The sequence below is a fragment of the Demequina activiva genome, assembly GCF_016862815.1.
GTDB lineage: Bacteria > Actinomycetota > Actinomycetes > Actinomycetales > Demequinaceae > Demequina > Demequina activiva.
The window spans coordinates 672,441-699,106 of sequence record NZ_BONR01000001.1 but is presented as its reverse complement, the minus strand read 5'-3'; the positions used below and the strand labels follow the sequence as shown (position 1 = coordinate 699,106).

At 70.6% G+C, this 26,666-nt stretch carries 27 protein-coding genes; 16 read left to right on the top strand and 11 right to left on the bottom strand.

Going from position 1 to position 26,666, the window contains the following annotated elements; translation table 11 throughout:
* Positions 1–378, top strand: coding sequence for a RidA family protein (locus Dac01nite_RS03360; protein ID WP_203653369.1), 378 nt, complete (start codon positions 1–3; stop codon positions 376–378).
* A 19-nt stretch (positions 379–397) separates the two neighbouring features.
* Here Dac01nite_RS03360 and galE read toward each other — a convergent pair whose 3' ends face one another.
* Both galE and galK read right to left on the bottom strand, forming a co-directional pair.
* Positions 398–1,375 (bottom strand): UDP-glucose 4-epimerase GalE, encoded by a 978-nt coding sequence (gene galE, locus Dac01nite_RS03355; RefSeq protein ID WP_203653368.1) that lies wholly within the window; start codon positions 1,373–1,375, stop codon positions 398–400.
* A gap of 27 nt (positions 1,376–1,402) precedes the next feature.
* On the bottom strand, positions 1,403–2,551 hold the full coding sequence (gene galK / locus Dac01nite_RS03350; protein WP_203653367.1) for a galactokinase: 1,149 nt from the start codon (positions 2,549–2,551) through the stop codon (positions 1,403–1,405).
* Positions 2,552–2,783: 232 nt separating this feature from the next.
* Here galK and Dac01nite_RS03345 point away from each other — a divergent pair, with 232 nt between their 5' ends.
* Entirely contained in the window at positions 2,784–3,779 is a 996-nt protein-coding gene (locus Dac01nite_RS03345; protein ID WP_203653366.1) for a LacI family DNA-binding transcriptional regulator, read from the top strand.
* 124 nt (positions 3,780–3,903) lie between these two features.
* A complete protein-coding gene (araA, locus tag Dac01nite_RS03340; protein ID WP_203653364.1) occupies positions 3,904–5,415 on the top strand; it encodes an L-arabinose isomerase in 1,512 nt (503 codons plus the stop codon).
* A gap of 96 nt (positions 5,416–5,511) precedes the next feature.
* On the opposite strand, the gene Dac01nite_RS03335 is transcribed toward araA, so the two are convergent.
* Together Dac01nite_RS03335 and Dac01nite_RS03330 are read right to left on the bottom strand one after the other, a co-directional pair.
* The gene (locus Dac01nite_RS03335; protein ID WP_203653362.1) at positions 5,512–6,282 is read right to left on the bottom strand and encodes an SDR family NAD(P)-dependent oxidoreductase; all 771 of its coding nucleotides are present in this window, start codon (positions 6,280–6,282) and stop codon (positions 5,512–5,514) included.
* Between the two features lie 33 nt (positions 6,283–6,315).
* A complete protein-coding gene (locus Dac01nite_RS03330; RefSeq protein ID WP_203653360.1) occupies positions 6,316–7,146 on the bottom strand; it encodes an SDR family NAD(P)-dependent oxidoreductase in 831 nt (276 codons plus the stop codon).
* A gap of 193 nt (positions 7,147–7,339) precedes the next feature.
* On the opposite strand from Dac01nite_RS03330, the gene Dac01nite_RS03325 reads away from it, so the two are divergent.
* From Dac01nite_RS03325 to Dac01nite_RS03290, 9 genes are all read left to right on the top strand, one after another.
* Complete coding sequence (locus tag Dac01nite_RS03325; protein WP_203653358.1) at positions 7,340–7,828, top strand: beta-class carbonic anhydrase; 489 nt, start codon at positions 7,340–7,342, stop codon at positions 7,826–7,828.
* 47 nt (positions 7,829–7,875) lie between these two features.
* The gene (locus tag Dac01nite_RS03320; protein ID WP_203653357.1) at positions 7,876–8,145 is read left to right on the top strand and encodes a YkvA family protein; all 270 of its coding nucleotides are present in this window, start codon (positions 7,876–7,878) and stop codon (positions 8,143–8,145) included.
* Positions 8,146–8,200: 55 nt separating this feature from the next.
* The gene (locus Dac01nite_RS03315; RefSeq protein ID WP_203653355.1) at positions 8,201–8,929 is read left to right on the top strand and encodes a flavodoxin family protein; all 729 of its coding nucleotides are present in this window, start codon (positions 8,201–8,203) and stop codon (positions 8,927–8,929) included.
* Between the two features lie 52 nt (positions 8,930–8,981).
* Positions 8,982–9,488, top strand: coding sequence for a GyrI-like domain-containing protein (locus tag Dac01nite_RS03310; protein ID WP_203653353.1), 507 nt, complete (start codon positions 8,982–8,984; stop codon positions 9,486–9,488).
* Positions 9,489–9,506: 18 nt separating this feature from the next.
* Entirely contained in the window at positions 9,507–10,304 is a 798-nt protein-coding gene (locus tag Dac01nite_RS03305) for a LamB/YcsF family protein (RefSeq protein WP_239066476.1), read from the top strand.
* Positions 10,294–10,935, top strand: a complete 642-nt coding sequence (locus Dac01nite_RS12075) for a 5-oxoprolinase subunit B family protein (RefSeq protein ID WP_239066475.1) — start codon at positions 10,294–10,296, stop codon at positions 10,933–10,935. Before Dac01nite_RS03305 ends, Dac01nite_RS12075 begins: the two co-directional genes overlap by 11 nt.
* Positions 10,932–11,810 (top strand): 5-oxoprolinase subunit C family protein, encoded by an 879-nt coding sequence (locus Dac01nite_RS12070; RefSeq protein WP_239066474.1) that lies wholly within the window; start codon positions 10,932–10,934, stop codon positions 11,808–11,810. Before Dac01nite_RS12075 ends, Dac01nite_RS12070 begins: the two co-directional genes overlap by 4 nt.
* Before the next feature lie 101 nt (positions 11,811–11,911).
* Positions 11,912–12,619 (top strand): L-ribulose-5-phosphate 4-epimerase, encoded by a 708-nt coding sequence (locus Dac01nite_RS03295; protein WP_203653351.1) that lies wholly within the window; start codon positions 11,912–11,914, stop codon positions 12,617–12,619.
* On the top strand, positions 12,616–14,190 hold the full coding sequence (locus Dac01nite_RS03290; protein WP_203653350.1) for a xylulokinase: 1,575 nt from the start codon (positions 12,616–12,618) through the stop codon (positions 14,188–14,190). The genes Dac01nite_RS03295 and Dac01nite_RS03290 overlap by 4 nt, the downstream gene beginning before the upstream one ends.
* A gap of 311 nt (positions 14,191–14,501) precedes the next feature.
* Here the strand turns inward: Dac01nite_RS03290 and Dac01nite_RS03285 are convergent, their stop codons facing one another.
* The 5 genes from Dac01nite_RS03285 to Dac01nite_RS03265 all read right to left on the bottom strand — a co-directional run bounded on the left by Dac01nite_RS03285 (position 14,502) and on the right by Dac01nite_RS03265 (position 22,108).
* Complete coding sequence (locus Dac01nite_RS03285) at positions 14,502–16,301, bottom strand: BCCT family transporter (protein WP_239066515.1); 1,800 nt, start codon at positions 16,299–16,301, stop codon at positions 14,502–14,504.
* Between the two features lie 103 nt (positions 16,302–16,404).
* Positions 16,405–17,013 carry a Pr6Pr family membrane protein gene (locus Dac01nite_RS03280; protein ID WP_203653349.1) on the bottom strand — a complete coding sequence of 203 codons (609 nt, stop codon included), beginning with the start codon at positions 17,011–17,013 and terminating at the stop codon, positions 16,405–16,407.
* Positions 17,014–17,023: 10 nt separating this feature from the next.
* Positions 17,024–18,346 carry an APC family permease gene (locus Dac01nite_RS03275; protein ID WP_203653348.1) on the bottom strand — a complete coding sequence of 441 codons (1,323 nt, stop codon included), beginning with the start codon at positions 18,344–18,346 and terminating at the stop codon, positions 17,024–17,026.
* Positions 18,347–18,416: 70 nt separating this feature from the next.
* Positions 18,417–19,622, bottom strand: coding sequence for a low temperature requirement protein A (locus Dac01nite_RS03270; RefSeq protein WP_203653347.1), 1,206 nt, complete (start codon positions 19,620–19,622; stop codon positions 18,417–18,419).
* 53 nt (positions 19,623–19,675) lie between these two features.
* A complete protein-coding gene (locus Dac01nite_RS03265) occupies positions 19,676–22,108 on the bottom strand; it encodes a glycoside hydrolase family 3 C-terminal domain-containing protein (RefSeq protein ID WP_203653346.1) in 2,433 nt (810 codons plus the stop codon).
* Between the two features lie 115 nt (positions 22,109–22,223).
* On the opposite strand from Dac01nite_RS03265, the gene Dac01nite_RS03260 reads away from it, so the two are divergent.
* A complete protein-coding gene (locus Dac01nite_RS03260; protein WP_203653345.1) occupies positions 22,224–22,787 on the top strand; it encodes a TetR/AcrR family transcriptional regulator in 564 nt (187 codons plus the stop codon).
* Between the two features lie 91 nt (positions 22,788–22,878).
* Positions 22,879–23,655: a siderophore-interacting protein gene (locus Dac01nite_RS03255; RefSeq protein WP_203653343.1), complete on the top strand. Its 777-nt coding sequence runs from the start codon at positions 22,879–22,881 to the stop codon at positions 23,653–23,655.
* 33 nt (positions 23,656–23,688) lie between these two features.
* Here the strand turns inward: Dac01nite_RS03255 and Dac01nite_RS03250 are convergent, their stop codons facing one another.
* A complete protein-coding gene (locus Dac01nite_RS03250; protein WP_203653341.1) occupies positions 23,689–24,537 on the bottom strand; it encodes an aldo/keto reductase in 849 nt (282 codons plus the stop codon).
* 43 nt (positions 24,538–24,580) lie between these two features.
* The gene (locus Dac01nite_RS03245) at positions 24,581–25,951 is read right to left on the bottom strand and encodes an MFS transporter (RefSeq protein ID WP_203653339.1); all 1,371 of its coding nucleotides are present in this window, start codon (positions 25,949–25,951) and stop codon (positions 24,581–24,583) included.
* 153 nt (positions 25,952–26,104) lie between these two features.
* Between Dac01nite_RS03245 and Dac01nite_RS03240 the strand changes: the two genes are divergently transcribed.
* Both Dac01nite_RS03240 and Dac01nite_RS03235 read left to right on the top strand, forming a co-directional pair.
* Entirely contained in the window at positions 26,105–26,320 is a 216-nt protein-coding gene (locus tag Dac01nite_RS03240) for a GPP34 family phosphoprotein (protein WP_203653338.1), read from the top strand.
* Positions 26,317–26,664, top strand: a complete 348-nt coding sequence (locus tag Dac01nite_RS03235) for a GOLPH3/VPS74 family protein (RefSeq protein ID WP_203653336.1) — start codon at positions 26,317–26,319, stop codon at positions 26,662–26,664. The genes Dac01nite_RS03240 and Dac01nite_RS03235 overlap by 4 nt, the downstream gene beginning before the upstream one ends.
* Positions 26,665–26,666: the final 2 nt, after the last annotated feature.

Sequence of the window (26,666 nt, the reverse complement as noted above, 5' to 3'; positions counted from 1 at the left end):
ATGACGCGCGAGCGGTTCGGCTCCGGCGGCCCCTTCGAGGAGATGTACGGCTACTCCCGCGCGGTGCGCATCGGCCCGCACGTGTGGGTCGCGGGCAGCTGCGCACGCGACGAGGCGATCGAGGGAGACGCCTACGCGCAGGCGGCCGATGCGCTGGGCGTCATCGAGCGCAGCCTCGCCCAGGCGGGTGCGGCCCTGAGCGACGTGGTGCGCACCGTCACCTACGTCACGGACATCCGGGACACCGAGAAGGTGGCGGCGGCGCATCGGGCCGCGTTCGGGGACGTGCTGCCCGCGGCGACGCTGGTCGAGGTCAGCGCGCTCGCGGACCCGCGCTATCTCGTGGAGATCCAGGTCGACGCCTACGTGGAGGCCTAGGCGCGCTGGGCGAGCGCGGTCAGTCCTCGGCCGGGAAGGCCTCCCACGCACTCATCGCCATCTCCTCGATGGTGTGCGCCATCTTCCATTCGATGTCATCCGCGGCGAGGTCGCCGTTCGCGACGATGCGGGCCGGATCTCCCGCGCGGCGCTCGCGCACCACGGGCTCCAGGTCCGAGCCCGCGGCTGCGAGCAGCGCGCTCACGATCTGACGCACCGAGGTGCCGTTCCCGGCGCCCAGGTTGTACACCGGGGCCAGCGGCTTGCCGAAGTCGAGCATGCGCGCCGCGGCCACGTGGCTGTGCGCCAGGTCCTGCACGTGCACGTAGTCCCGGATGCAGGTCCCGTCCTCGGTGTCGTAGTCGTCGCCGAAGATCTGCGGCGGCTCGCCCGCCCTGATGGCGCGGATCACCCGGGGGAACAGCGCGTGCGGGCTCACGTCGGGGACGTCAGGCGTGGCGGAACCGACGACGTTGAAGTACCGCAGGGAGGTCGCGCGCAGCGGTGCGTCCGTGCCGGCGGTGGCGCGCACCTGATCACGGATGAGCCATTCGCCGATGAGCTTGGACTCCCCGTAGGGCGACTCCGGCAGCGTGGCGGTGTCCTCCGTGGCCTCGGCGACCGATGGCGTGCCGTAGACGCCCGCTGACGAGGAGAACACGAGCTGCGTGACTCCCGCGCTGGCCATCGCCTCCAGCAGGCATGCGGTGCCCTCGACGTTCTGGCGGTACGTGTGGAGAGGGAACTTCACGGACTCGCCTGCGTACTTGTAGCCCGCGCAGTGGATGACGCCGCGAACGCCATGCTCGCGAAGTGCCGCGGCGACGGCGTCCGTGTCGAGGATGGTCGCGTTGACGAAGGGCACGCCGTCGGGCACGAAGGCCTCGAAGCCGCTCGAGAGATCGTCGAGCACGACCGCGTCCAGCCCAGCATCAGTGAGCGCCCTCACCACGTGGGAGCCGATGTAGCCGGCGCCGCCGGTCACCATCCAGGTCATGACTTCCTCCTTGTGCGTCGCTGAGCGTCAGCTGTCGCGGCGGGCGCCCTGCGAGGGCACCACCGTGAAGATCGTAGGCTCACGCAGCCCGGCCAGTGCGAGCGCGGATGTCACGGCGGCGGCGATGTCGTCGGCGGCGCTGGCGGGGACCACGGCGATCGCGCTGCCGCCAAAGCCGCCGCCCGTCATGCGCGCACCCACCGCGCCGTGCGCGACGGCGGTGTCGCACGCGAGGTCGATCTCCGGCACCGTGATCTCGAAGTCGTCTCGCATGGAGGCCTGGGAGGCGTTCATCAGCTCGCCGATGGCGCGCGGGCCCTTGGCGGACAGCGCTGCGACCGTGTCCAGCACTCGCTGGTTCTCGGTGACCACGTGGCGGACTCGCCGGAACGTCTCCTCGTCCAGCTGGGCCCTCGCATCGTCCAGGCCCTCCGGCGTCACCTCGCGCAACGTGGTCACGCCCAGGGTGCGAGCTCCGCGCTCGCACGACGCGAATCGCGCGCCGTAGCCGCCGGTCGCGTGCTCGTGGTCCACGTGGGAGTTCATGACGAGGATCTGCAGGCTCTCCTCGCGCAGGTGCAGTGCGACCGGACGGGCCTGCTCCGTGTCGCAGTCGAGGAACACCGCGTGGTCCTCTCGGCCCAGCATCGAGGCGGCCTGATCGAGCAGCCCGGTGGGAGCGCCGACGGCCCTGTTCTCCGCGACGCGGCCGATGCGCGCGAGCGAGAGCGCGTCGAGGTCGAGCCCCCAGAGGTCGCTGAATGCCTGGCCGACGGCGCACTCGAGTGCGGCTGAGGAGCTCAGCCCCGCCCCGACGGGCACCTCCGAGTCGATGAGGATGTCCAGCCCGGTGGCATGGCTCAGGTCGATCCCTGCCTCGCCCATCGCCCAGGCGACGCCCAGCACGTACGCGCTCCAGCCGTCCATGCCCTCAGGGCTCAGCGCATCCAGGCTCGCAGTCACCTCGGCATCGGCGAACGTCGAGCGCAGCCGAAGGGTGCGGTCGTCGCGCGTGCCCACCGCGGCCCAGGTGCGGCGGTCGATCGCGAACGGCAGAACGTAGCCATGGTTGTAGTCGGTGTGCTCGCCGATGAGGTTGACGCGTCCGGGCGCTGACCACACCCCGGTGGGCGCGTGACCGTAGGCGTCCTCGAAGGCGACGGCGATGCTGGTCATGCGGGGCGTCCAATCAGCTGGGCGATGCGGGTCCATGGTGCCAGACACGCGGCAGGAGGACGCGGGCCTGTGACCGGTCCCAGCCGATCCTACCCTCCCAGAATCTGGCACCACTCTCATCGCGCAGGCCGCGTCGTGAAGAAAAAGTCTCCAGAGTCAGGGAGCCGCCGCGCGGTCCTGCGTGGCTCGGTGGATACAGTGACCCCCAGGAACCTGACCTCAGGAGCACGCAGTGGCGAACGGCAATCGCGGACCGAGCATGCACGACGTCGCCGCGCGCGCCGGCGTCTCGCACCAGACCGTCAGCCGCGTCCTCAACGACTTTCCCGGCATCCGGCCCGAGACCCGCGACAGGGTGCTCGCGGCGATCGACGAGCTGGGCTATCGGCGCAACCTCGCTGCGCGCGCATTGGTCACCGGACGCACGCAGACCATCGGGATGATCGGCCCCGAGATCCCGGACATCGGACCCCTGTCCACGCTGCACGGCGTCGAGCGCGCCGCCCGAGCGGCTGGCCTACATACGATGATGACCAGCGCGGACCCGGCCTCGGAGTCCGTGCGTGAGGCCCTCGACTTCCTGGTGGGACGCGGCGTCGACGCTATCGCTCTGGTCGCCCAGCAGCGTTCCGTGCGCGAGGCCTTGGAGGGCTTCGATGAGCGCGTCCCGGTGATCCACCTGCTCACAGGCGGTGACCCGGCCGGCGCGGCGGCCTCGATCGACCAGCGGGCGGGCGCCCGCCTCGCGATGGATCATCTGCTGGACCTGGGGCACACTCGCATCCAGCACGTCTCCGGTCCGCCCAGCTACACCGAGGCCCAGCTGCGCCGCGAGGAGTACGGCGCAGCCATGTCAGACCGAGGCCTGGAGCCGCTCGAGATCATCGAGGGCGACTGGACCACGGACTCGGGCTTCGCTGCCGGCTCCGCTCTCGATCCCACTGCCACGGCCGTGTTCTGCGGGAACGATGACATGGCGTTGGGTCTCATCCACGCCCTGGTGACGGCAGGCCGCGACGTTCCGGGTGACATCTCCGTGGTGGGCTTCGACGACACACCCGCGTCGCGGCATTCTCTGCCGCCGCTGACGACGGTGCACCAGGACTTCGGCGCCGTGGGCGCGTGGGCGGTCGCGCTCATGATCGCTGCGCGCGACGGACTCGAACCGCCCTCGGCGGAGCTGATCGCGCCCACGCTGGTCGAGCGTTCGAGCACCGCACCGCTGTGATTCGACGCCGACAGTGCGCGCTCCGCGTGTCCTCACGACGCGAGCGACGCAGTGCAGACGCCGTGCTAATGTGAACGTGAACAACTAGGCGCTCCGGCGACGACGCCGAGAATCGAGATCACGCATGACCCGCAGCATCGTTCCCGACCTCACCGAGTACGAGGTCTGGTTCCTCACCGGCAGCCAGTCGCTCTACGGCGACGAGGTGCTCGCCCAGGTGGCCGAGCAGTCTCAGTCCGTCGTCGCGCACCTCGACGGCGCGGACGCGGTGCCCGTGCGCGTGGTCTGGAAGCCCGTGCTCATCTCGCGCGAGTCCATCGAGCAGGCGATGCTCGACGCGAACGCAGCCCCCCACGTCGTCGGCGTCATCACCTGGATGCACACCTTCAGCCCCGCCAAGATGTGGATCGCGGGCCTGCAGGCGCTGTCCAAGCCGCTGCTGCACCTGCACACGCAGGCGAACGTCGAGCTTCCTTGGGGCGAGATCGACTTCGACTTCATGAACCTCAACCAGGCCGCGCACGGCGACCGCGAGTACGCGTACATCGAGACCCGTCTCAACATCCCACGCACCACCGTCGTGGGTCACGCCTCGCACACCCGTGTGCAGGAACGCGTGGGGGAGTGGGCGCGCGCCGCCGCCGGTCGCCACGCCTCGCGTGCGATGAAGGTCGCGCGCTTTGGCGACAACATGCGCTTCGTGGCCGTCACCGAGGGTGACAAGACCGAGGCCGAGGCCGTGTTCGGAGCCCAGATCAACACGTGGGGCGTCAACGAGCTCGCCGAGCGCGTGCATGCGGCCACTGACGCCCAGATCGACGCGCTCGTCGACGAGTACGTCGAGCTGTACGACGTCGCTGACGAGCTGCTTCCCGGCGCTGAGCGCCACCAGTCGCTGCGCGACGGCGCCGCGATCGAGGTGGGCCTGCGGTCCTTCCTGGAGGAAGGCGGCTTCCAGGCCTTCACCACCAGCTTCGAGGACCTCGCAACGCTCCCGCAGCTGCCGGGTCTCGCGGTGCAGCGCCTCATGGCGGACGGCTACGGGTTCGGCGCCGAGGGCGACTGGAAGACAGCCATACTGGTGCGCATCGCGGCAGTCATGGGTGCAGGGCGCCCCGGCGGCGCGAGCCTCATGGAGGACTACACGTACCACCTGGTCGAAGGCGAGGAGCTGTCGCTCGGCGCGCACATGCTCGAGGTCTCCCCGTCGCTGTCGAGCCAGAAGCCGCGCCTCGAGGTCCACCCGCTGGGCATCGGCGGCAAGGACGATCCGGTGCGCCTGGTCTTCACGGCCGATGCGGGACCCGCCGTGGTCGTGGCGCTGTCAGACATGCGCGAGCGGTTCCGCCTGGTGGGTGCCGAGGTCACGAACGTCGAGCTGCCCGCGCCCATGCCGCGGCTGCCCGTGGGTCACGCGGTGTGGCGCAGCAAGCCGGACTTCGCGACCGCGACCACCGCGTGGATGTCCGCCGGCGCCGCGCACCACACGGCCATGAGCACCCAGACCACCCTCACCACGTGGCGCGACTTCGCGCGCATGACCGGAGTCGAGCTGGTCTCGATCGACGACTCCACCACGATCGATGACGTCGAGCGCGACCTCGCGCTGGGCGCCGTCTACTGGCGCGGCCGCTAGCGAGACCCGCACAGCGCGCGCCCCTCTCTCCCGGCCCGGCCCCCGTCGTCCTCAACGGGGGCCGAGCTGTGTCCGCAGCGGCGGGCGTGCGGCTCGCTACGGCAGCGCGATCCCCGTGATCCGCTCGAGCGCGGCGAACAGCTCGCCGCGCGCATCGGCATCAGTGACCAGCGGGTTCGGCTCGAGGACCTCGCGGCGCTTCACGTACTGGCCCGAAGTCGTGGCGATGGCGTCATCGGACGTCGCGAGCCACACCTGCGTCTCCGCGCCCAGCTCGACGGGGTCCCACGCATCCGGCCCGCCCAGCTGCGTCTCGATCCAGCCGGGATCGACCACGGTGACGATGGACTCGCTCTTGCGGGCGGCCAGCTCGAACGCGAGCATCGAGTCGTGCAGCTTCGAGTCCGAGTACGCCTGCATGCCGTTCCACGGCCGCTGCGTCCACTGCAGGTCCTCGGGCGTCCACGCGCCATCCGCCTCGAGGCCGCTGGTGAGATAGATCATGCGCGGCGCCACGGGCATCAGCGCGGTCAGCACGTACGGCGCGACCACGTTGATGTGGAAGATGCGCTCGAGTCCGTCGCCGGTCTCGCTGCGCTCGGCCGCGCCGCCGCCCACGCCCGCGTTGTGGATCACCACGTCGTAGGGCCCATACTCGTTGGCGGCCGATGCGAGGGCCTCGGTCTGATCGATGCTCGCCAGGTCTCCCGTCACCACGGCGAGAGCCCCGGGGTGCTCGCCGTGGGCGGCCTCTGCGCGCGCGGGGTTGCGGGCGTGGAGCACCACCTCGTGGCCCAGCTCGAGCAGCTGGCGCGCGCATTCGGCGCCGATGCCCTGTGTCGAGCCGGTGATGAAGATGCGTGACATCGAGTCCTCCTGAGTCAGGGTTTGGAACTCAGCCTAGGCGCGAGGGCTGGCAGAGGGGGCGCGCAGCCCCTCCTCGGCGGCGGGGAGGGCCTCGCCCGTGAGCTCGCGGAAGTGCTCGACCACCGCCGCGCGCAGGCCGGCGTCCCGGGTCGCCGGGTGCACGTCCTCGACCGCCCTCCGGTGCACGAACTGCCCTGAGCCCAGCGCGATGGGGTCCTCCGACGTCGCCATCCACACCGGCGTGTCCGCGCCCTCGTCCACGGGCAGCGTCGCCTGCGGGCCGCCCATCGCGGTCTGCACCCACCCGGGGTGGACCACGTTGATCGCGCGCTCGGGGTGGAGCGCTGCGAGCTCGAACACCCACATTTGGAACAGCAGCTTCGAGTCCGAGTACGGGGCGATGCCGGCCCAGTAGCCCTCTCCCCATGACCGTTCGCGCCAGTGGAGATCCGCGAGATCCACCGTTCCCTGACGATGCGCGTCGGATCCCACGTAGACCATCCGCGTCGACAGTGGCATCAGACACGTGAGCAGGTACGGCGCCACGGCGTTGACCTGGACCGTCTGTTCGAGGCCATCGACGGTGTCGCGGCGCTCGGGCTCGTGCGGCCCCAGGCCCGCGTTGTGGATCACCACGTCGAAGGGTCCTGCGGCGTTGGCCGCGCTGGCGAGTTCGCGTACGGAGGCGAGCGAGTCGTACGAGCCCACCACGGCGGCGCTGGCGCCCGGCACCTGCTCGAGTGCCGCATCGGCCCGGCCGCGATCACGCCCGTGGACCACCACCTCGTGTCCGAGCGCGACGAGCCTGCGGGCGGTCTCCGCGCCGATGCCCTGGGCGGATCCGGTGATCAGAACCTTTGCCATGCCGCCCATGCTCGCACGTCACGATGCCACCCTCGAACCGAGGCCGCACTCCACCGGAACGGCACACAACGCCCAGAGAAGTACGGCCTCGGCACCACCCAGCCTACGCGTCGCTAGCATGGGCGCATCGGACGTGGGTCCCGCGTCCGCGCCACGCTTTCGTGACCATCCCCGCCACGACAAGGAGACCCCCATGGGCATCGCAGACGAGCTGATCGAGAACAACGCGCGCTACGCAGAGGAGTACGTCGCGGACCGGCCCCTGCCGCCGCGCCGCCAGCTGGCCGTGGTCGCCTGCATGGACTCCCGCCTGGACGTGTTCGCGCTCCTGGGGCTCGAGATCGGCGACGCGCACATCATGAGGAACGCCGGCGGCGTCATCACGGACGACATGATCCGCTCGCTGGTGATCTCGCAGCGCAAGCTCGGCACCCGCGAGATCATCCTGGTCCATCACACCGACTGCGGCGCGCTCACCTTCACCGACGATGAGCTCCGCGGTCAGCTGCTCGACGAGACCGGCCTCAAGCCCACCTGGAGCCCCGAGTCCTTCCGCGACCTCGACGAGGACCTTCGCCAGTCCATCGAGCGCCTGCGTCGCAACCCGTTCCTCGTGGACTCCACGCAGGTGCGCGGCTTCGTGTTCGACGTGCACTCGGGGCTGCTGCGCGAGGTGGTGTAGACCCGTCGGGGTTACCGTAGAGAGTCCAGGAACCCAGGAGGTGTCCCATGTGGTGGAAGTTCTTCCAGGCAGTGCGACGCGGCGAGTACAGGCTCGCGCCCATGACGTGGCTGACGGCCATCGGCGCGGCGATCTACACGATCATGCCCGTGGACCTCATCCCCGAGCTGTTCTTCGGCCCGTTCGGCTTCGTGGACGACCTGGGCCTGTGGGGCGTGTTCGTGATGCTCGCGACCCGTGAGAAGAACCAGTGGGAGGCGCAGCTCCACCAACAGGACTACGTGGACGTCACCCCGGAGCCTCGCGCGGCGCGCTAGCCGGTCGCGGAATATCCCCGCCGGCGCGTGACTTGCACCGGCAGGAGGTTCACCCATGACTGACACCGACTTCAGCGGCCTCAAGGCCGTGTTCGTCAACTGCTCTCTCAAGCCCAACCCCGCCATGAGCCACACCCAAGGCCTCATGGACGATGCGATCGCGATCATGCGAGACAACGGCGTCGAGGTCGAGACCATTCGTCTCGCGGATCACGACGTCCCGCCCGGCGTGTACCCCGACATGCGTGAGGACGTCCCGGGCGGCAAGCAGGACAGCGATGATTGGCCAGAGCTGTCCGAGCGCATCCTCGCCGCGGACATCCTGGTGGTGGGCACCCCCATCTGGCTGGGCGACAAGTCCTCGGTCGCGACGCGACTGATCGAGCGCCTGTACGGCCTGTCCGGCCAGACCAACGACCGCGGCCAGTTCCTGTACTACGGCCGTACCGCTGGCGTGATCGTCACCGGCAACGAGGACGGCGCCAAGCACGTCGCGATGAACATCCTGTACTCGCTGCAGCACCTGGGATACGTGGTCCCGCCCAACGCGGATGCCGCGTGGCTGGGCCCCGTGGGCCCCGGCCCGTCCTACCTCGACGACGGCAGCGGGGGTCCCGAGACCGAGTTCACGCAGCGCAACACCACCTTCCTGGCCTGGAATCTCATGCACACGGCGGCATGGCTCAAGTCCACCGGCGGCTTCCCCGCTGGCGGCAACTCGAGCGAGGCGTGGAGCGAGGGCGAGAGGTTCGGGCACCCCAACCCCGAGTACCGGCACGGCTGACCGGCCGCTGCCCCCTCAGGCGCTCTCCAGCACGCGCCACTAGGTTGGCCCCATGGCCCAGCTCACCATCGGACGTCGCGACGCGGTGGACTACGTCGCGCTCCCTGTGGCGACCACCATGGACGCCATCCCGGACGCCGTGGGGGCGGGCTTCGCCCAGTTGGACGCGTACGTGGAGCAGCGCGGCATCGACGTCACCGGCGCGAGCCTGATCCGCTACCGCGAGGTGTCCTTCGAGGACCCCTTCGTGGTGGAGGTCGCCCTGGTGCTCGCGGCCACCCCCGCAGTGCCGCAGGTGCGTGAGCCGTTCCTGCTGGACACCCTCCCGGGCGGGCACTTCGCGATCGCCGAGCAGCGCGGACCGTACGCGTGGATCGGCGGCCTCACGCGCGAGCTCATGGACTGGGGCCAGGCGCGCGGCCTCGACTACGCGCTCGAGCGGGGCGACGCGGGCTCCGACGCCTGGCAGTGCTGGTACGAGCTCTACCCCGAGCCGGCGGTCGACGGCGCGCAGGGCCTGGAGGGCCCCGTCGAGGTAGGCCTGCTGCTGCGGGCCTGACCGCGCTACCGTGAGCCTGTGAGCGACGTCGTGAGCATCGACCTGAATGCGGACCTGGGCGAGGGGTTCGGACGCTGGCGCCTGACCGACGACGAGTCGCTGCTGCAGTCCGTGACCAGCGCCAACGTCGCGTGCGGCTTCCACGCCGGGGATCCGGCGATCATGCGTGGGGTCTGCGCGGGGGCCGCCGCCCGCGGCGTGGCCATCGGCGCTCAGGTCTCCTACCGGGACCTCGCCGGGTTCGGCCGGCGCTCGATGGACGTGCCGACTGACGAGCTCGCGGCCGAGGTCGCCTACCAGATAGGCGCGCTCGAGATCTTCGCTGCCGCAGCCGGCGCGCACGTCGCCTACGTGAAGCCGCACGGCGCGCTCTACAACCGCATCGTCCGGGATGAGGTCCAGGCCCGGGCGGTGGTCGAGGGCGTGCTGCTGGCGGCGCGGGCCACCGGTCGGGAGCTGCCCATCCTGGGCCTGCCGGGCGCCGCCGTGCTGCGGGTCGCCGCCGCCGCGGGCATCCCCGTGGTGACCGAGGCCTTCGCCGATCGCGCGTACCGGCCGGACGGCACTCTGGTCCCGCGCCCGGAGCCTCGCTCGGTGGTCAAGGACCCGGCCGCCGTGGTGGCCCGCGCGGTCGCGATCGCCACCGGCGGCTCCATCACCGCGTACGACGGCAGCGAGATCCGTGTCGAAGCCCAGTCGTTGTGCGTGCACGGCGACACCCCCGGCGCTGCAGCGATCGCTGCGGACGTTCGGACCGCGCTGGCCGAGGCGGGCGTCGCTGTTCGCCCCTTCGTCACCACGGCCGATGCGCGCTGACGGCTCCACCGGCCCCGTCACACGCGTCAGGCGGGTGGGCGAGCACGCGCTCCTGATCGAGGCCGCGAGCGAGGCGGACGTCGCGGCGATCACCGCCGCCGCGCGCGAGCGGCTGGAGGCGACCGATGTGGTTCCCGCGGCGCGGTCGGTGCTGATCGACGGGATCCGCGGAGACGCGGCGGCACACGCGAGCGACATCGAGGCGTGGAGCATCGGCCCGACGGATGCGCAGTCAGGACCGTTGGTCGAGCTGCCCGTGGTGTTCGACGGCGAGGACCTGGATCACGTGGCGAGGCTGTGGGGCGCGAGCGGGGAGGCGGTGGTCGCCCAGATGGTCGGAGTCGAGTTCGCGGTGGCCTTCTGCGGCTTCGCGCCGGGCTTCGGCTACCTCACCGGCCTGCCGCCGGACCTCGCCGTGCCGCGCCGTGCCGACCCCCGCACCCGAGTCCCTGCCGGGTCAGTCGGGCTCGCCGGCCCCTACGCCGGCGTCTACCCTCGTGAGTCGCCCGGCGGCTGGCAGCTGCTGGGACGCCTCGCCGCAGCAGCGCCCCGCCTGTGGGACACGCACCGCGAACCGCCCGCGCTGCTGGCGCCCGGCACGCGCGTGCGGTTCGTGCAGGTGCGCGCATGAGTGCGATCCGGATCGAGCGCGCGGGCGCGCTCACCACGGTGCAGGACCGCGGACGGCCCGGGTACGCGCACCTGGGCGTGCCGCGCTCAGGTGCGGCGGACCTGCCCGCACTGGACCAGGCCAACGCGCTCGTGGGCAACCGGGTGGACGCGGCCGTGCTGGAGGCGACGGCCACCGGGGTCGCTGTGCGCGCGCTCGCGGACGCGGTCGTGGCCGTCACGGGAGCGGACGCTCCCGTGTGGGTGGGCTCGGTGCCGGCGCCCCTGCGGGCCCCCATCCGGCTTGCCGCGGGACAGGTGATGGAGGTGGGCAGCCCGGATCGTGGCTGGCGCAGCTACGTCGCGGTGCGCGGCGGGATCGGCGCGGAGCCCGTGCTGGGAAGCCGTGCCACTGACCTGCTCTCTGGCCTTGGCCCCGCGCCGCTGCGCGACGGCGACGAGCTGCCCGTGCTCGCCGCGACGCCGCTGGGCGAGAGGGACTTCGCGGCGCTTCGCGCATCGGGTGCGCAGGGCGGGCCGGGGGCGCTGGACCTCACGGTCACGCTGGGGCCGCGCGAGGACTGGTTCCGCGCATCGGCCGTCGAGGCGTTCCTGTCGAGCGCGTTCACCGCGACCGGGGACTCGAACCGCGTGGGGCTGCGGCTGGACGGGCCGGTGCTCGAGCGGGCGCGCGACGGCGAGCTCGCGAGCGAGGGCATGGTGCTGGGTGCGGTGCAGGTGCCGCCGTCAGGGAAGCCGGTGATCTTCCTGGCCGATCATCCCGTCACGGGCGGCTATCCGGTGATAGCCGTGGTTGACTCGGTGGGCGTGGCCGCGGCGGCGCAGGCGCGGCCGGGCGAATCTGTGCGCTTCCGAGTGCATGCTGGCAGTCGGTGAGTGCCGGATTCAGCGGAGTTTCGACGCCCAGTGACTGCTGGCGCACCACCGCAGGCGAGACGGATGGACAGGCGAGAGTGATGAACGTTAACATCAGCGGCATGAGCGATCTCGAAGAGGCGATTCAGAAGGTCCGCGAGGACGTCGCGGCGCTTCACGGCGAGCTGGTCCGGTACGGCCTGGTGGTGTGGACCGGTGGCAACGTCTCCGGACGTGTCCCTGGCGCGGATCTCTTCGTCATCAAGCCGTCCGGTGTCAGCTACGACGACCTGGCGCCGGAGAACATGATCCTGTGCGACCTCGACGGCAACGCCATCGAGGGCACGCCGGGCTCCGAGCGCAGTCCGTCCTCCGACACGGCCGCCCACGCCTACGTCTACCGCCACATGCCCGAGGTGGGCGGCGTGGTCCACACCCACTCGACCTACGGGGTCGCCTGGGCGGCGCGCGGCGAGGAGATCCCGTGCGTCATCACCGCCATGGCGGACGAGTTCGGCGGGCCCATCCCCGTGGGCCCGTTCGCGATCATCGGCGACGACTCGATCGGCCGCGGCATCGTCGAGACCCTGCGCGGGCATCGGTCCCGCGGGGTGCTCATGCAGAACCACGGACCGTTCACCATCGGCTCCTCGGCCAAGGACGCCGTCAAGGCGGCCGTGATGCTCGAGGACGTCGCGCGCACCGTGCACATCGCCAAGCAGGGAGGGGACCTCATCCCCCTCCCCCAGGAGGCCATCGACGCTCTCTACGATCGCTACCAGAACGTCTACGGACAGTCGTCCGACGACCGCCGCGCGGAGCAGTCGTGACGGCCGATGCGGTGGCCTCCGGCCGCACGGCGCTCGGCATCGAGCTGGGCTCGACACGCATCAAGGCCTGCCTGATCGACACCGAGGACGCCTCTGTCCTGGCGGTGGGCTCTCACGCGTGGGAGAACCAGTACGTTGACGGCGTGTGGACATACGACCTCGACGAGGTGTGGTCCGGCCTGCAGATCGCCTTCGCAGCGGTGGCTGGCGACGTGCGGGATCGCTACGGCATCGAGCTGACGACCGTGGGCTCGATCGGGGTGTCCGCGATGATGCACGGCTACCTGCCGTTCGACGCGAATGGCCAGCTGCTCGTCCCGTTCCGCACCTGGCGCAACACCTCCACCGGTCGCGCGGCCGCGGAGCTCACGGAGGCGCTGGGCGTCAACATCCCCCTGCGCTGGTCCATCGCGCACCTGCACCAGGCCATCCTCGACGACGAGCCGCATGTGCCCCAGATCAGCTCGTTCACCACGCTCGCGGGCTACGTGCACTGGAAGCTCACCGGGCGCAGCGTGCTGGGCGTGGGCGATGCCTCCGGCATGTTCCCCATCGACTCGGCGACGCGCGACTACGACGGCGGGATGCTGGACGCCTATGACCGCCTCGCGGACGGCCGGGTGGACGTGCGATCCCTGCTTCCGGAGGTGCTCGTGAGCGGCGCCGATGCGGGGGAGCTCACCGAGGACGGGGCCGCGCTGCTGGACCCCGCCGGCACCCTCGCCTCCGGGATACCGATGTGCCCGCCCGAGGGCGACGCCGGCACCGGCATGGTCGCCACCAATGCGGTCGCGCCCCGCACGGGCAACGTCAGCGCCGGCACGTCCATCTTCGCGATGGTGGTGCTCGAGCGTCCCTTGAGCTCCGTGCACGAGGAGATCGACCTGGTCACCACGCCCGCCGGAGACGCCGTGGCGATGGTCCACTGCAACAACGGCGCGAGCGAGCTGGGCGCATGGGCGGGCCTGTTCGGCGAGTTCGCGGTTGCGCTGGGCAGCCCGGCGGACGCTGACGCCGTGTTCGGCGCGCTGCTCACCCAGGCTCTCGAGGCCGAGCCGGACGCCGGCGGCGTTCTCGCGTACAACACGCTGGCAGGCGAGCCCATCGCTGGGCTGGAGGAGGGCCGCCCGCTCGTGGTGCGCACCCCTGGAAGCGACTTCACGCTCGCGAACTTCATGCGCGCTCAGGTCTATGGCGTGTTCGGGACGCTCAGCCTCGGCATGGAGGTGCTGGCCGGCGAGGATGTGGCGCTGGACCGGATGTTCGCGCATGGCGGCATCTTCCGCACCGCCGGCGTCGCGCAGCGCTTCCTCGCTGCAGCCGTCGGGGCACCCGTGGCCGTGGGGGACACCGCGTCGGAGGGCGGCGCGTGGGGCATGGCGGTGCTCGCGGCCTTCCGTCAGGCTCCTGCGGGGACGCAGCTCTCCGAGTTCCTGGACGGCACGGTCTTCGCCAGCGCCGCCGTCAGCGTGGTCGAGCCGGACGGGGCAGACGTCCAGGGCTACGCGGCGTACCTGGAGCGCTACCGTGCCGGGCTCGCCATCGAGGCGGCGGCGGTCCGGGCGCTCTAGGCCCGCATCTCCCTCTGCCCCCTCCCAAAATTTGGCACCATTTTCATCGTCTACTGGTGTTGATGAGGAAGAACACTCCACCGGCGTTGCGGGCGGAGCGCCCGTCTGAGCGAGTCGCAGTGGCAGGCAATGGCGCTGCATGCCCACTGTGCCGCTCCCCTGATCTCGGTCTCTCCACGGAGGCGGCGCCGCTCCCGATGGCCTCCAGGAAGTCACGTCCACACGCTGAGACGGGACTGGAGGATCCTTCCTCGTTTCTCTCCTAGGGCGATGAAAATGGTGCCAAATTCTGAGAGAGGGGAGGGCCAGCGCTAGGGCTTGTCGTCCTCGGGGAGAGGCTGCACGATCTCGTCGGTGTGGTGTGCCTCGTAGGACGGCGCATCGTCTCCGGCAGGCGGGGCGGTGGGATCGAGATCCGCGATGTGGGTGGCGTCGGGGATGTGCCGCTCCGGATGCTTGTTGCCGAACTTCAGCCGCCACCCCGCGAACCGGGGAAGCGGCGTTCGCGCACCCTCGGGATCCACGTCGATGTTCGACGCCTCGAGCCCGTACTCCTCGCCGATGGTCGTGGTGATGTGCTCGACGAACTCGTCCCGGGTGGCTCGCAGATAGGTGAAGTGCTCGCGTCTGAAGGCCTTGATGGTGGCCATGCAGATGCCGAGCATTACGATCGAGAACGGCAGCGCGGTGATGATCGCCGCGGTCTGCAGCGCGGACAGGCCCCCGGACAGCAGCAGCGCGATCGCCACCAACGCCGTGGTGACCGCCCAGAACACCCGGATCCAGCGGCGTGGGCTCTCGTCGCCGCCGGTGGTGAGCATCGACAGCACCAGCGAACCTGAGTCCGAGCTCGTGACGAAGAACACCGCGATCAGGATCATCGCGCCGATGGTCAGCACCGTGCTGCCGGGAAGCAGCTCGAGCATCGCGAACAGCGAACCGTTGTAGTCCACGCTGCCGTCCGGCAGGAGGATGCCGCCGCCGTTGTAGAGCTCCTGGTAGAGCGCCGTGCCGCCCATGACGGAGAACCACAGCATGGTGATCAGCGTGGGAACCAGGAGGATGCCCCAGACGAACTCCCGCACGGTGCGGCCCTTGGACACGCGCGCGATGAACACGCCCACGAACGGTGCCCATGAGATCCACCAGCCCCAGTAGAACGTGGTCCACGACGCCTGCCAGGTCTCGCCGGCCGCGCCTTGGAACGCGGACACATTGAACGCGAGTCCGATGAACTCCTGGATGTAGGCGCCGATGGACTGCACGAACTCGCGCATCAGGAACTCGGTGGGCCCGAAGAAGAGCACGAACAGCAGCAGGAACAGCGCGAGCGCCAGGTTGATGTTGGAGAGCCACTTCATCCCCCGCTGAAGGCCCGTCACGAGCGAGAAGATCGTGACGATGGTGATCGCGATGATGAGGATGATCTGCGTGCGAGTGTCCGGCTCCGCGATTCCGACGCTCTCGAGGCCTGAGGAGATCTGCAGCACGCCCAGGCCCAGCGACGTCGCCACGCCGAACAGCGTGCCCACCACGGCGGTGACGTCGATGACGTTGCCCCATCCGCCGTTGATGCGCTTGCCCAGCAGCGGCTCGAGCGCGTAACGGATCGACACCGGGAAGCCGCGACGGTGGACGGCGTAGGCGATGCCCAGGCCCACCACGATGTAGATCGACCAGGCGTGGATGCCCCAGTGCAGAAACGTCTGCGCCATCGCCTGCTGGGCGAGCCGCTCGGGGCTGCCCGTGACGCCTGGTCGGGGGTCCGCGAAGTGCGCGAGGGGCTCCGAGACACCGTAGAACACCAGTCCGATCCCCATGCCGGCGGCGAAGAGCAACGCGAACCAGGAGAACATCGAGAACTGCGGTTCGTCGTCGTCACGCCCCAGCTTGATGTTCCCGAACTTGCTGAAGCCCATGACGAGCGCGAACACCACGAACACGGCTGCGATCAGGACGTAGTACCAGCCGAACGCGTTGATGATCCCGGACTGGATCGCGTCGAAGAAGCTCTCGGCGGCTCCGGGCGCCACGATCGCGAACACCACGAAGCTCAGGATGATCGCGGCCGCTGGCCAGAACACCCAGGTGGCCAGCTCCTTCCTGGTCATCGCCTTGCGTGCGGCTGCGGTGCTGCTCAGAGCCATCTGCGCCTCGCGCCGCGGGACGGACGGCGCGGCCTCCTTGCTCACCACCGTAGTAGGGGCGCGAGCATCATGCCTGGTGAGCGGGCACCGTGCGCCATCGCGTCGCCTGGAAGACCACCGCGGACAGCGCGACGCCGGCGACCACGATGCCGCCTACGACCGTCGCGATCGCCCCGTAGCCCTGCGCCGGATCCATGAACGGGTACGGGTACCAGCCGTCGGTGGCTCCACGGATCACGACCACGCCCACCCACACCAGGGGGTAGACCATGGGCACCCAGACCTGGCGCATCGGCAGCGTCCGGCGCGGACCCTCCACGAGCCAGTCGAGCGCCACGACGGTCGCGCTGAGCCCATGGATGATCGCGTTCGCCCACGGCCGCTCGACCTCTGCGGTGGGGAAGATCATGGTCCAGTACACGGTCACCACGATCACGAGATAGACGGTGACGGCAGCCCGCGCATGCTCGAGCCAGGCCGGCCGGGCGAGCGCCGTGCGGGGCGCGGCGAGCAGCAGGACTGCCGCGGCCACCAGGTTCACCTGGTTGGTGAAGTAGCCGAAGTGGTCGAACGGGTTGAAGTCCGCGCCTGCGATGGCGGCGCCGAGATTCGCCCCGATCGCGGCGAGGATGGCCATGGGGGCGACGAGGCGCCACGCTCGAACTGCCATCGTCATGGCGCCGATGCTAATGCTCGTGGGCGTGCTCGCTGTCCTCGTCCTCGGGGTGTCGGCGCAGGTACCACGCCTCGAAGGCGTACACCGCAGCGGCCCCCGCGACCGCGCTCGCGACCACCCAGGGCGCGTCCTGGCCGCGCATCGCCATGAACGCGACCAGCACCACCGCATCGGCCGCCAGGGCGGTCACCACCACCCAGGCCCGCGCCTGCACGACGCGGCGTATGCGCGTCAGCACGCCCCAGTGGATGACCATGTCCATGATCAGGTAGAACACGATCCCCACTGCGGCGATCTGCGACAGGTCCAAGAACACGGCGAGCAGGGCTGCGACCACGCCCAGGTACACGAGGATGTGGTGGCGGACCTGGCCGGGCATGCCGAAGTGGCGGTGCGGGATCATCCGCATCTCCGTGACCATGGTGAGCATGCGGGAGACCGCGAACATCGAGGCGATCAGGCCCGTGAGGCAGGCCACCACGGCGACCACGACGGTCGCGATCACGCCGGCTTGGCCCAGAGCAGGCCGGGCGGCCTCTGCGAGCGCGTAGTCCTGCGCGCTCACGATCTCCTGGACGGTGAGCGAGGATCCTGCGCCGAGGGCGACCACCAGGTACACCGCGGCGCAGATGGCCAGGGAGATCACGATCGCGCGGCCCACGTTGCGCGAGGGGTTCTCCAGCTCGGCGCCGTCATTGGTGATGGTGGTGAAGCCCTTGTAGGCGAGCACTCCCAGGCCGGTGGCGGCGACGAAGCCTGCGAGGGAGGTGCCTGCGGTGAGGCCCTCGGCACCGGCCTCGTAGGAGAAGCCGGAAGCGACCATCGCTGCGACGGCGAGAAGCCCGATGCCGCCGATCTTGATGATCGCGCCGCCCGTCTGCAGCCAGCCGATGCTCTCGTTGCGCGCGAGGTTGATCGCGACCGCGCCCGCGATCGCCAGCACGGTGAGCACGGGCACCAGCCAGCCGGCGCCGAAGCCGAACGGCTCCGTGAGGTAGGTGCCGAACGTGCGCGCGACGAGCGCCTCGTTGAGCACCATCGACAGCGCCATCAGCATCGCCGAGCCCGCCGCGACCGTGGAACGGCCGTACGCCTGCGTGAGGATCATGGCGATGCCGCCAGCGGACGGCTTGGCCTGGGTGGCCTTCACATACGAGTACGAGCCCAGCCCCGCGACTCCCGCTGCGGCCAGCAGTGCGAGCGGGAACAGCGGTCCCGCGAGGTCCGCGACCTGGCCGGTGAGCGCGAAGATGCCGGCGCCCACCATGACGCCGGTGCCCATCGCCACGGCGCCTCGGAGCGAGAGCGAGCCCTCGCGATACGTGTCAGCCATACCTGTGTTGACACGCTCGACGGGCCTGCGGCATTCCCCGGGGGACCGTCGAGGCGCGGCCAGCCGGGGTTCAGTCGGGCCGCTCTCCCTGCGCGTTCGCCTCGACGGCCACTGGCTCGCGATGCCGTCGCGCGGGGGTCACGATCCCCACCGCGGCGAGCACCACCACCGTGACGACGATGGCGACGGTCGAGTTGAGCTGGGGAAGCCAGAACGCCCCGAGGGCGAAGAAGGCCGCGCTCGCCACCAGCCAGCGCCACGTGCCGCCAGCCATGCGGATCAGCACCGCGCAGGTGGCGGAGAACACCGCCGCACCCGACGCGACCAGCAGCGCGGAGGCCGTCGACGCGCCCTGGTCCTCGAGTCCGGCCACGGCCACCTTGTTGCCCGCCGCGACCAGGATGATGCCGATGAGCAGCGGCAGGTGCAGGTACGTGTACGCGTCACGGGCGATGTCCGCCTTGCGTTCACGGTCCGCCTCCTGCATCGCCCCCTCCAGGCTGGGTCCCACGTCCTTGAAGTACGGCCACCACAGAGCGACCGCGACCAGTGCGCCCAGCAGGCCGAGCCCGAGCAGTGCCGGGCTGGGCTCGAGGTCCGCGGCGGCGATGCCGATCCCGAGCACGGACTCTCCCAGCGCGAGGATCACCAGCAGGTCGAACCGCTCGGCGAAGTGCGCTCCTGACTGGACCCGCCAGCCGGGGCCGCGCACCGACAGCACCCACGTGGCCAGGACGTCCAGCGCGACGGTTCCCGCCCACCAGTACAGCCGCTGCTGAGGCGGCAGCAGCGCGCCCGCGATCAGCAGCGCCGCAGCCGGAACCCAGGCGGCCGCCGTCAGCATGATCTGCCGGCGCAAGCGGGCGTCGTCGCGTGCGGCGAAGAGGTAGACGGCACCGTGGACCACGCGGATCACCATGTACAGCGCGGCGAACGCGACCGGTGCGAAGGAGCCGCCCTCGGCGTCCCAGAGGCCCAGGATCGTGAGCGAGATGCCGAACACCGTCATCATCGCGACGATGAATCCGGCGAGCGGCAGGCCGCGGTCCGCGCGGACCGTGTTGCCCAGCCAGGTCCACGCGATCCACACCCACCACAGCACTGCCAGCATCACCAGGCCCTGTGCCACGCCCCGCCACGACGGATCCGCGGCGATCGACGTGGTCACCTGGACGAACGCGAACACGTAGACCACGTCGAAGAGCAGCTCCATCGTGGTGACGCTGTGGTCCTCGTCGTTCAGGTGTGCTCTGAGGGACCACCGCCGCGGGTTCATGGCCTCAGCGTACGTCGAGCGCCCGCAGAGCCGTGCTGACGCCCGCGTGCCCCTCAGTCGGTGGTGCGCCCTGCGCTCCTGCGAGCCTTCAGCCCGGTCGCGTTGAGCACTCTGAGGGCCCTGTCGAGCGTCGGGAACGTGAGCCGTCCCTCGGACATCATGGGGATCGCGCGCAGCGGCATGTTGACCATGAAGGCCTCCATGGTGGTGCGGACGTCCTCCGGCATGTCGTCATCGATGGGCATCTTCGACGCCATGACCTTGCTCATCGCGGCCTTGAGCCGGCCGCCCAGCCACGTCGCCTCGAGGTCGCCCAGGATCGAGTCGTAGTGGAAGGGGAACAGAGGTCGAGCCGGGGGAATCGCGTGGCCCAGGAGCGCCTCGAACTCGCGGTCGGTGGCGATGGCCGATGCGGGGGCCGGCACAGGCGTGACGTCGCCGTCCGCGGCAAGACGAATGGTCTTGGTGGCGCGGATGTCCGTCGAGGACAGGCCGATGCGCAGCTCGTACTCGCCCGCCTCGACCACCCAGCCGGCGCTGGCGACGTCGTACACCGCGAACGAGCGCTCGTCCAGGGTGACCACGGCATCGGCGCTCTGGCCGGGCTCGAGCGCGACCTTCGCGAAGCCGGCCAGCTCCTGTGCGGGGCGGTGGAGCGTCGACACGGGATCGTGGACGTAGACCTGCACCACGGTGGAACCGGCGCGATCCCCGGTGTTCGTCACGGGGACGGTGACCTTGCGCGAGGCGCCGCGTCCGGTGACCTTGGCGGCGCCCAGCTCGAAGGAGGTGTAGCTGAGGCCGTGGCCGAACGGGAAGCGAGCCGGCACGCCAAAGCTGTCGTGGAAGCGGTATCCCACGTACAGGCCCTCGCGGTACTGGACCTGGGTGGGGCGGTCAGCGAAGTCGTGGCTCGACGGGAGATCGTCCGCGGTGACCGGGAAGGACTCCGCGAGGCGGCCGCCGGGCTCCGCGTCGCCGAACAGCACGTCGACCACGGCACTGCCTGCGGCCTGGCCGCCCAGGTAGGACTCGACGATCGCGTTCGGGGCGTCCGCCCACGGCATCACCACGGGGGCGCCGTTGGACAGCGCGACCACCACACGATCATGGCGCGCGGTGATGGCCTGGATCAGCCGCGTGTGCGAGGCCGGGATGTCGAGGTGGTCGCGGTCGTAGCCCTCGGACTCGAAGCTCGTGGGCAGCCCCACCATCAGCACGACGGTGTCCGCACCGTCAGCTGCCTCGAGCGCCTCGCGAATCTGCGCATCGGTCGCATCGCCTGTGGCGGCGTCGTAGCCGGGCGCGTACGTCACCTGTGCGCCGTCGGCCACGCGTGCCCGCATGGTCTCCAGCGCGGTGTCGAGCTGCGTGGACTGCACCAGGGAGCTGCCGCCGCCCTGGTGACGGGGCGTCTGCGCGAACGCGCCGATGAGGGCGATGCGCCCGGTGGGTTCGAGAGGCAGGATGCCGTCGTTGGTGAGCAGAGTGGTGCCGGCTGCAGCGACGCGGCGAGCCAGGGCGTGGTGCTCGGCGTGGACGGCGGAGCGGTCCTGCGACGCCGGGCGCGACGCCCTCTCGGCGGCGACCTTGAGCGCCAGAGTCACCACGCGTCCGCAGGCGAGGTCCAGGTCGCCCTCGCTCAGGGCGCCGGACTCGACCGCCTCGGCGGTGCGCTGGTCCCATGCTCCGGAGCTGGACGGCATCTCGAGGTCGAGGCCCGCGTGGACGCCTGCGGGGCGGTCGTGCGTGGCGATCCAGTCCGTCATCACCAGCCCGTCGAAGCCCCACTCCTCGCGCAGCACCTCCGTGAGGAGCGTGCGGTGCTCGCCGGCGTGGACGCCGTTGACGAGGTTGTAGGCGCACATGACCGTCCAGGGCTGCGCCTCCCGCACGGCGATCTCGAAACCGGTGAGGTAGATCTCCCGCAGCGTGCGCTCGTCGACGATGGTGTCGACGCGCATGCGGTCCGTCTCCTGATTGTTGGCGGCGAAGTGCTTGAGGCACGCGCCCACGCCCTCGGCCTGGATGCCACGCACCAGCGCGGCGGCCATGCGGCCCGCCAGGAGGGGGTCCTCGGAGAGGTACTCGAAGTTGCGCCCGCCTGCGGGGTGGCGCTTGATGTTGAGGCCAGGGCCGAGGAGCACGCCCACCTCCTCGTCGCGGCACTCGCGGCCCAGGGCGTGGCCCACCTGCTCGAGCAGCGCCGGGTCCCACGTGGCGGCGAGGGCCGATGCGGTGGGGAAGCAGGTCGCGGGGACCGAGTCGTTGAGTCCGGCGTGATCCGTGTCGCCTGCCTGCTTGCGCAGACCGTGCGGGCCGTCGGTCATCATGAACGACTCGAAGCCGTGCGCCGGCGATCCCTCGGTGTGCCAGAAGTCCTTGCCGGAGATGAGGCGGATCTTCTCCGCGCGGTCCAGCTTCGAGACGATGGCGGCTGCCTGGGCGGTGACGCCACGGTCGTCGGTGGAGGTGAGGGATGCCATGTCGCTCCTTCGCGAGTGCGGCGATGGTCGGTGCCGCGCTTATCTAAGTCTGTTAGATAAGGTGGATGGTACGCGCCGCAGGTGCGTCACGACAAGCCGCTGAGAGGTGGGCCACATGGCTCGCAGGTTGAAGCCGGAGGTGCGCAGGGCACGCATCCTCGACACGGCCATGGCGATCATCGACGCCTCGGGTCACCGCGGGCTGACCATGGCGAGTCTCGCGCGCGCATGCGACCTGTCCACGCCGGGCCTGCTGCACTACTACCCGGACATCGACACGCTGCTCGTGGCCGTGGTCGAGCATCGCGACGAGCGTGACGTGGCGGCGCTGAACTCCGCGGCGCGCGGCCCCGACGGGGACCTGCCGGTGCGCGCGGTGCTCGACGCGATCGTGGACAACATCGCAGCCCGCCCGCGCGCGGCGCTGCTGTTCGCCAGCGTCCAGGCCGACGCGCTCGACCCGGCTCATCCAGGGCACGTGTTCTTCCGCGAGCGAGCCGAGCGCCTGGCGCACTGGCTGGCCGCGCACCTGGGTGGGCCGGACGCTGAGCCGCTCGCGCATCGGCTCTTCGCCGCCATGGACGGTCTCCAGCTGCACTACCTGCGCGACCCGGAGGGATTCGACCTGCGCGCGCAGTGGGCGGCGGTGGCGGACGGCCTGCTGGACGCGCACTCCTGACCGGTCGCGATGCCCGATCCGAGCGCCGCCCTGCGCCGAGCGGCCGCAGGAATGGCTCGCGCACGCTCCAGCGGTCCCTAGTGTGGGAAGCATGCCCGACGCTGAACGTCCCGCCCGCCCGCCGCGCCCCGTCCGCACGCTGACCGTGCGTCGCAAGCAGCGGCTGTCTCCTTCGATGGTTCGCGTGATCCTGGGCGGCCCCGACGTCGACGAGCTCCCCGTGCTGACGTTCACCGACCACTACGTGAAGCTGAGGTTCGGTGACGTGACGCGCACGTACACCATCCGCTGGCTGGACCGCGATGCGCGCGAGATGGCGATCGACTTCGTGATCCACGGCGACGAGGGCCTCGCTGGCCCCTGGGCGCGCGACGCCGAGCCGGGCGATGAGCTCAGCTTCGTGGGCCCCGGCGGCGCGTGGGCCCCGCGGGCCGACGCGGACGTCCACCTGTTCGTGGGCGACGAGTCCGCGATCCCCGCCATCGCTGCGGCCCTCGACCTGCTGCCGCGGCCAGCGCGGGCGGAGGTGTTCCTGGAGGTGGCGAGCGCCAGCGAGCGACAGGAGCTGCCCGTCACGGACGCGACCACCGTCCACTGGATCCACCGCGACGAGGCGGGCACCGCGTACGGGGAGGGCCTCACCTATGCCGTGGAGTCCGCCCACGTGCCGGACGGCGACATCGAGGCGTTCGTGCACGGCAATGCGGACATGATCAAGCCCCTGCGCCACCACCTCTTCAACGTGATCGGGATGCCGCGCGACAGGGTCTCGATCTCCGGCTACTGGCGCACGGGCATGAACGAGGACGGCTGGCAGTCCTCGAAGCGCGCGTTCGTGGAGCAGATGGAGGCCGAGCAGGACCTGTGAGCGCGCGCCCCCGCCGCGCCCTGGAGGGTGGTGCTACATCTCCTCGTGCGTGTTGGGGTCGCCACCGAACAGGCGGCCATCCGGCTTGGTGAGCGCGCCGATCGCAGCGACCTCGTCCGCGCTGAGCTCGAACCCGAACACGTCGAGGTTCTCCACCTGTCGCGACGGTGTGGCGGACTTGGGCAGCGGGATGCTCCCCAGCTGGACGTGCCAGCGCAGCACCACCTGTGCCGGCGTCACGCCGTGCGCCTGCGCGATGTCGACCACCGCAGGCTCCTCGTACGGTGCATCGCGCTTGCCCAGCGGTGACCAGGACTGGGTGACGATCCCCAGATCGTCATGAACCGCACGCATCTGCTCCTGGGTGAAGTACGGGTGCAGCTCGATCTGGTTGATCGCGGGCGTGACGCCCGTGTCCTCGATGATGTGGCGCAGGTGCTCCTCGGTGAAGTTCGAGACCCCGATGGTGCGCACCACCCCACGCTTCTGCAGCTCGACGAGCCCGCGCCACGCGTCGCGATACTTGTCGGTGATGGGGTTGGGCCAGTGGATCAGCATCACGTCGATGCGGTCCAGCTGGAGCCGGTCGAAGGACTCCATGCCGGAGTTGATCGCGGCCTCGTAGTCGTGGTGGCGGCCGGGCAGCTTGGTCTGCACGGTGAGCGCGGAACGGTCGACGCCGTTGGCCCTCAGCCAGTCACGCGCGGCCTTGCCCACCTCGATCTCGTTGCCGTAGTTCACCGCTGAGTCGAGCAGGCGGTAGCCGTTGTCGAGAGCGGAGGTGATGGCGCTGATGCCCTCGTCGTCCTTGAGGGGGTAGGTCCCGAAGCCGATCGCCGGGATGGAGGTGCCGTCGTTGAGGGTGCGGGTGGGAATGCTCATGCCACCAACCTACGCCCGATGCGCGGGTGGCTCACGTCGCCGACTACAGCCGCCTTCCGTCCCGCCAGGCCTGCCGCACGGGAGGCACCACGATGCCCTGCTCGGCCATCTGGGTGCGCGTGCGCCGGCGTGACACCAGCACGCCGGTGACGCCTATCGCCATGGGGACCGCCATCGCCGCCAGCGCGATCCGGTAGTCGTCCAGCGAGTAGTCGCTGTCGCCCGGCGAGACGATCTGCAGCACGGCGCCCACGAGCAGCACGGACAGCACCGTCGCGGCGAAGCCGCCGATGTTCACGAACCCCGTCGCGGTCCCCAGCCGCCCACGGGGTCCGAACGTTCGCGCGTAGTCCATGCCCACCAGGGACACGGGACCGCCGAACCCCAGCGCGATGATCAGCAGTGCGAGCTGCCACCACGGGCGGGGGGTGTCGGGGATGAGGATCGCCGCCCACGCCACCGTGACCATGGCGGCACCGCCCAGGATGAGCCAGCTGCGCCGCAGCGGGTGGCGCGCGGTGAGCGTGCCGATGATGGGCGCGGCGGTGATGTTGGTGCACACCAGCAGGGTCAGCAGGGCCGATGCGCCCGCGGTGCTCTGCCCCTGTCCTTGCACGAAGAAGGGCACGCCCCACAGCAGCGCCACGGTGTTCGCGGAGAACAGCCCCGTCCAGTGGGTCCAGAAGCCCAGCTTCACGCCGGGCGGCCGGATCGCGTCGCGCATGGACAGCGACGGCTGCGCGCCTCCGGCCGATGCGATCGCCGGGGCGGCGGGGGCGACCTCGCCCTGCGCTCCGGTCGCGCTCGGCACGGCGTGGTGGGGGAGCTCCTGCTCTGGCATGCGCACCCGCCACAGCGACATGGCGGCAGCGGCGAGTCCCAGCGCGGCGAGAGTGGCGAAGGTGATGCTCCATCCCTGCTGGTGCAGCAGGAACGCGACCGGAATCGCGCTGGCGAGCTGGCCGATCTGCCCCAAGGTGCCGGTGATCTGCACCATGAGCGGCGCCCGGCGCGGGGGGAACCACTCGGACACGAGTCGCGTCGCGGCGATGAACACGGGGGCGTCCCCGGCGCCGATCAGCACGCGCGCCGCGAGCGCCAGCCAGATGCTGTCCGTGAAGGCCAGCATGAGCTGACCGGCTCCCATGGTCAGCGACCCGATCGCGAGCACCCGCCGGGGGCCGATGCGGTCCAGCATCGCTCCGGCAGGCAGCTGCAGGGATGCGTAGACGCTGATCTGCACCACCGAGAGCATCGACAGCCCGATGGCCTCGACGCCGAACCTCTCGAGCGCCTCGACGCCAGCCACCCCCAGCGCCGTGCGCTGCACCACCGCGACGAAGTAGATGAACGCCGCCGCCCCGAACACGGCCCACGCGGCGCGCGGGACCGCGGTGCGGGCGGCTTGGCGCATGCGGACTCCTTGATCGCGGGATGCTGCTCACAGTCTTCCAGGACGTCAAGGTGCTTCCGACCGCGTGACCGCACCCCGCATCGTCCGGGGGGCCGAGGCCATTCGTGCTCGCGACGGACGCCGCGATCGCGAGCGCCGACATACCGTGGAGACGTGACTGACACGACACCCCCGATGGACCCCACGATCGCCGAGGACCTCCTGCTGCTGCTCTTCGACCCGCGCGCCCGCGTCATTCGGGGCGAGGGGAGCCTGCACTACCCGCTGGGCGGGGCGGTGCTCTCGCAGCTCGCACTCGAGGAGCGAGTGGAGGTCGAGGATCAGGGCGCCTGGAGGGGCAGGACCGCGCGCGCCGTGGCGACATCGTGACGCAGCGGCGCCGGTGGCTGGGCATCTTCCCGTCGACCGCGCTCGTGGATGGCGGCTCGGGACGGCGCGACGCACTGATGGAGCCCGTCCGCGCCGCCTTCATCGACGGCGTGGAGCCGCAGCCGCGCGTCGCGGTGCTCTGTGCGCTGCTGTCAGCGAGCGGTGCGCTCCCGACCCTCCACCGCGACATCCCCTGGTCCGGTGAGGTCCACCAGCGCGGCAAGGGCTTCGAGAAGGGCGACTGGGGTGCGCAGGGCGTGAGTCACGCAGTCGCAGCGGCAGCCGCAGCGGTGGCCGCCAGCGCGGTGGTCACGACTGCGGCGGTCGCCAGCTCCACGCAGTGAGC

Excerpts from the sequence above, each read along its gene's own strand:
- Dac01nite_RS03360 (WP_203653369.1), top strand. The coding sequence starts at position 1 with ATGACGCGCGAGCGGTTCGGCTCCGGCGGCCCCTTCGAGGAGATGTAC.
- galE (WP_203653368.1), bottom strand. The coding sequence starts at position 1,375 with ATGACCTGGATGGTGACCGGCGGCGCCGGCTACATCGGCTCCCACGTG.
- galK (WP_203653367.1), bottom strand. The coding sequence starts at position 2,551 with ATGACCAGCATCGCCGTCGCCTTCGAGGACGCCTACGGTCACGCGCCC.
- araA (WP_203653364.1), top strand. The coding sequence starts at position 3,904 with ATGACCCGCAGCATCGTTCCCGACCTCACCGAGTACGAGGTCTGGTTC.
- Dac01nite_RS03335 (WP_203653362.1), bottom strand. The coding sequence starts at position 6,282 with ATGTCACGCATCTTCATCACCGGCTCGACACAGGGCATCGGCGCCGAA.
- Dac01nite_RS03330 (WP_203653360.1), bottom strand. The coding sequence starts at position 7,146 with ATGGCAAAGGTTCTGATCACCGGATCCGCCCAGGGCATCGGCGCGGAG.
- Dac01nite_RS03325 (WP_203653358.1), top strand. The coding sequence starts at position 7,340 with ATGGGCATCGCAGACGAGCTGATCGAGAACAACGCGCGCTACGCAGAG.
- Dac01nite_RS03320 (WP_203653357.1), top strand. The coding sequence starts at position 7,876 with ATGTGGTGGAAGTTCTTCCAGGCAGTGCGACGCGGCGAGTACAGGCTC.
- Dac01nite_RS03315 (WP_203653355.1), top strand. The coding sequence starts at position 8,201 with ATGACTGACACCGACTTCAGCGGCCTCAAGGCCGTGTTCGTCAACTGC.
- Dac01nite_RS03310 (WP_203653353.1), top strand. The coding sequence starts at position 8,982 with ATGGCCCAGCTCACCATCGGACGTCGCGACGCGGTGGACTACGTCGCG.
- Dac01nite_RS12075 (WP_239066475.1), top strand. The coding sequence starts at position 10,294 with ATGCGCGCTGACGGCTCCACCGGCCCCGTCACACGCGTCAGGCGGGTG.
- Dac01nite_RS12070 (WP_239066474.1), top strand. The coding sequence starts at position 10,932 with ATGAGTGCGATCCGGATCGAGCGCGCGGGCGCGCTCACCACGGTGCAG.
- Dac01nite_RS03295 (WP_203653351.1), top strand. The coding sequence starts at position 11,912 with ATGAGCGATCTCGAAGAGGCGATTCAGAAGGTCCGCGAGGACGTCGCG.
- Dac01nite_RS03285 (WP_239066515.1), bottom strand. The coding sequence starts at position 16,301 with ATGACCAGGAAGGAGCTGGCCACCTGGGTGTTCTGGCCAGCGGCCGCG.
- Dac01nite_RS03280 (WP_203653349.1), bottom strand. The coding sequence starts at position 17,013 with ATGACGATGGCAGTTCGAGCGTGGCGCCTCGTCGCCCCCATGGCCATC.
- Dac01nite_RS03275 (WP_203653348.1), bottom strand. The coding sequence starts at position 18,346 with ATGGCTGACACGTATCGCGAGGGCTCGCTCTCGCTCCGAGGCGCCGTG.
- Dac01nite_RS03270 (WP_203653347.1), bottom strand. The coding sequence starts at position 19,622 with ATGAACCCGCGGCGGTGGTCCCTCAGAGCACACCTGAACGACGAGGAC.
- Dac01nite_RS03265 (WP_203653346.1), bottom strand. The coding sequence starts at position 22,108 with ATGGCATCCCTCACCTCCACCGACGACCGTGGCGTCACCGCCCAGGCA.
- Dac01nite_RS03260 (WP_203653345.1), top strand. The coding sequence starts at position 22,224 with ATGGCTCGCAGGTTGAAGCCGGAGGTGCGCAGGGCACGCATCCTCGAC.
- Dac01nite_RS03255 (WP_203653343.1), top strand. The coding sequence starts at position 22,879 with ATGCCCGACGCTGAACGTCCCGCCCGCCCGCCGCGCCCCGTCCGCACG.
- Dac01nite_RS03250 (WP_203653341.1), bottom strand. The coding sequence starts at position 24,537 with ATGAGCATTCCCACCCGCACCCTCAACGACGGCACCTCCATCCCGGCG.
- Dac01nite_RS03245 (WP_203653339.1), bottom strand. The coding sequence starts at position 25,951 with ATGCGCCAAGCCGCCCGCACCGCGGTCCCGCGCGCCGCGTGGGCCGTG.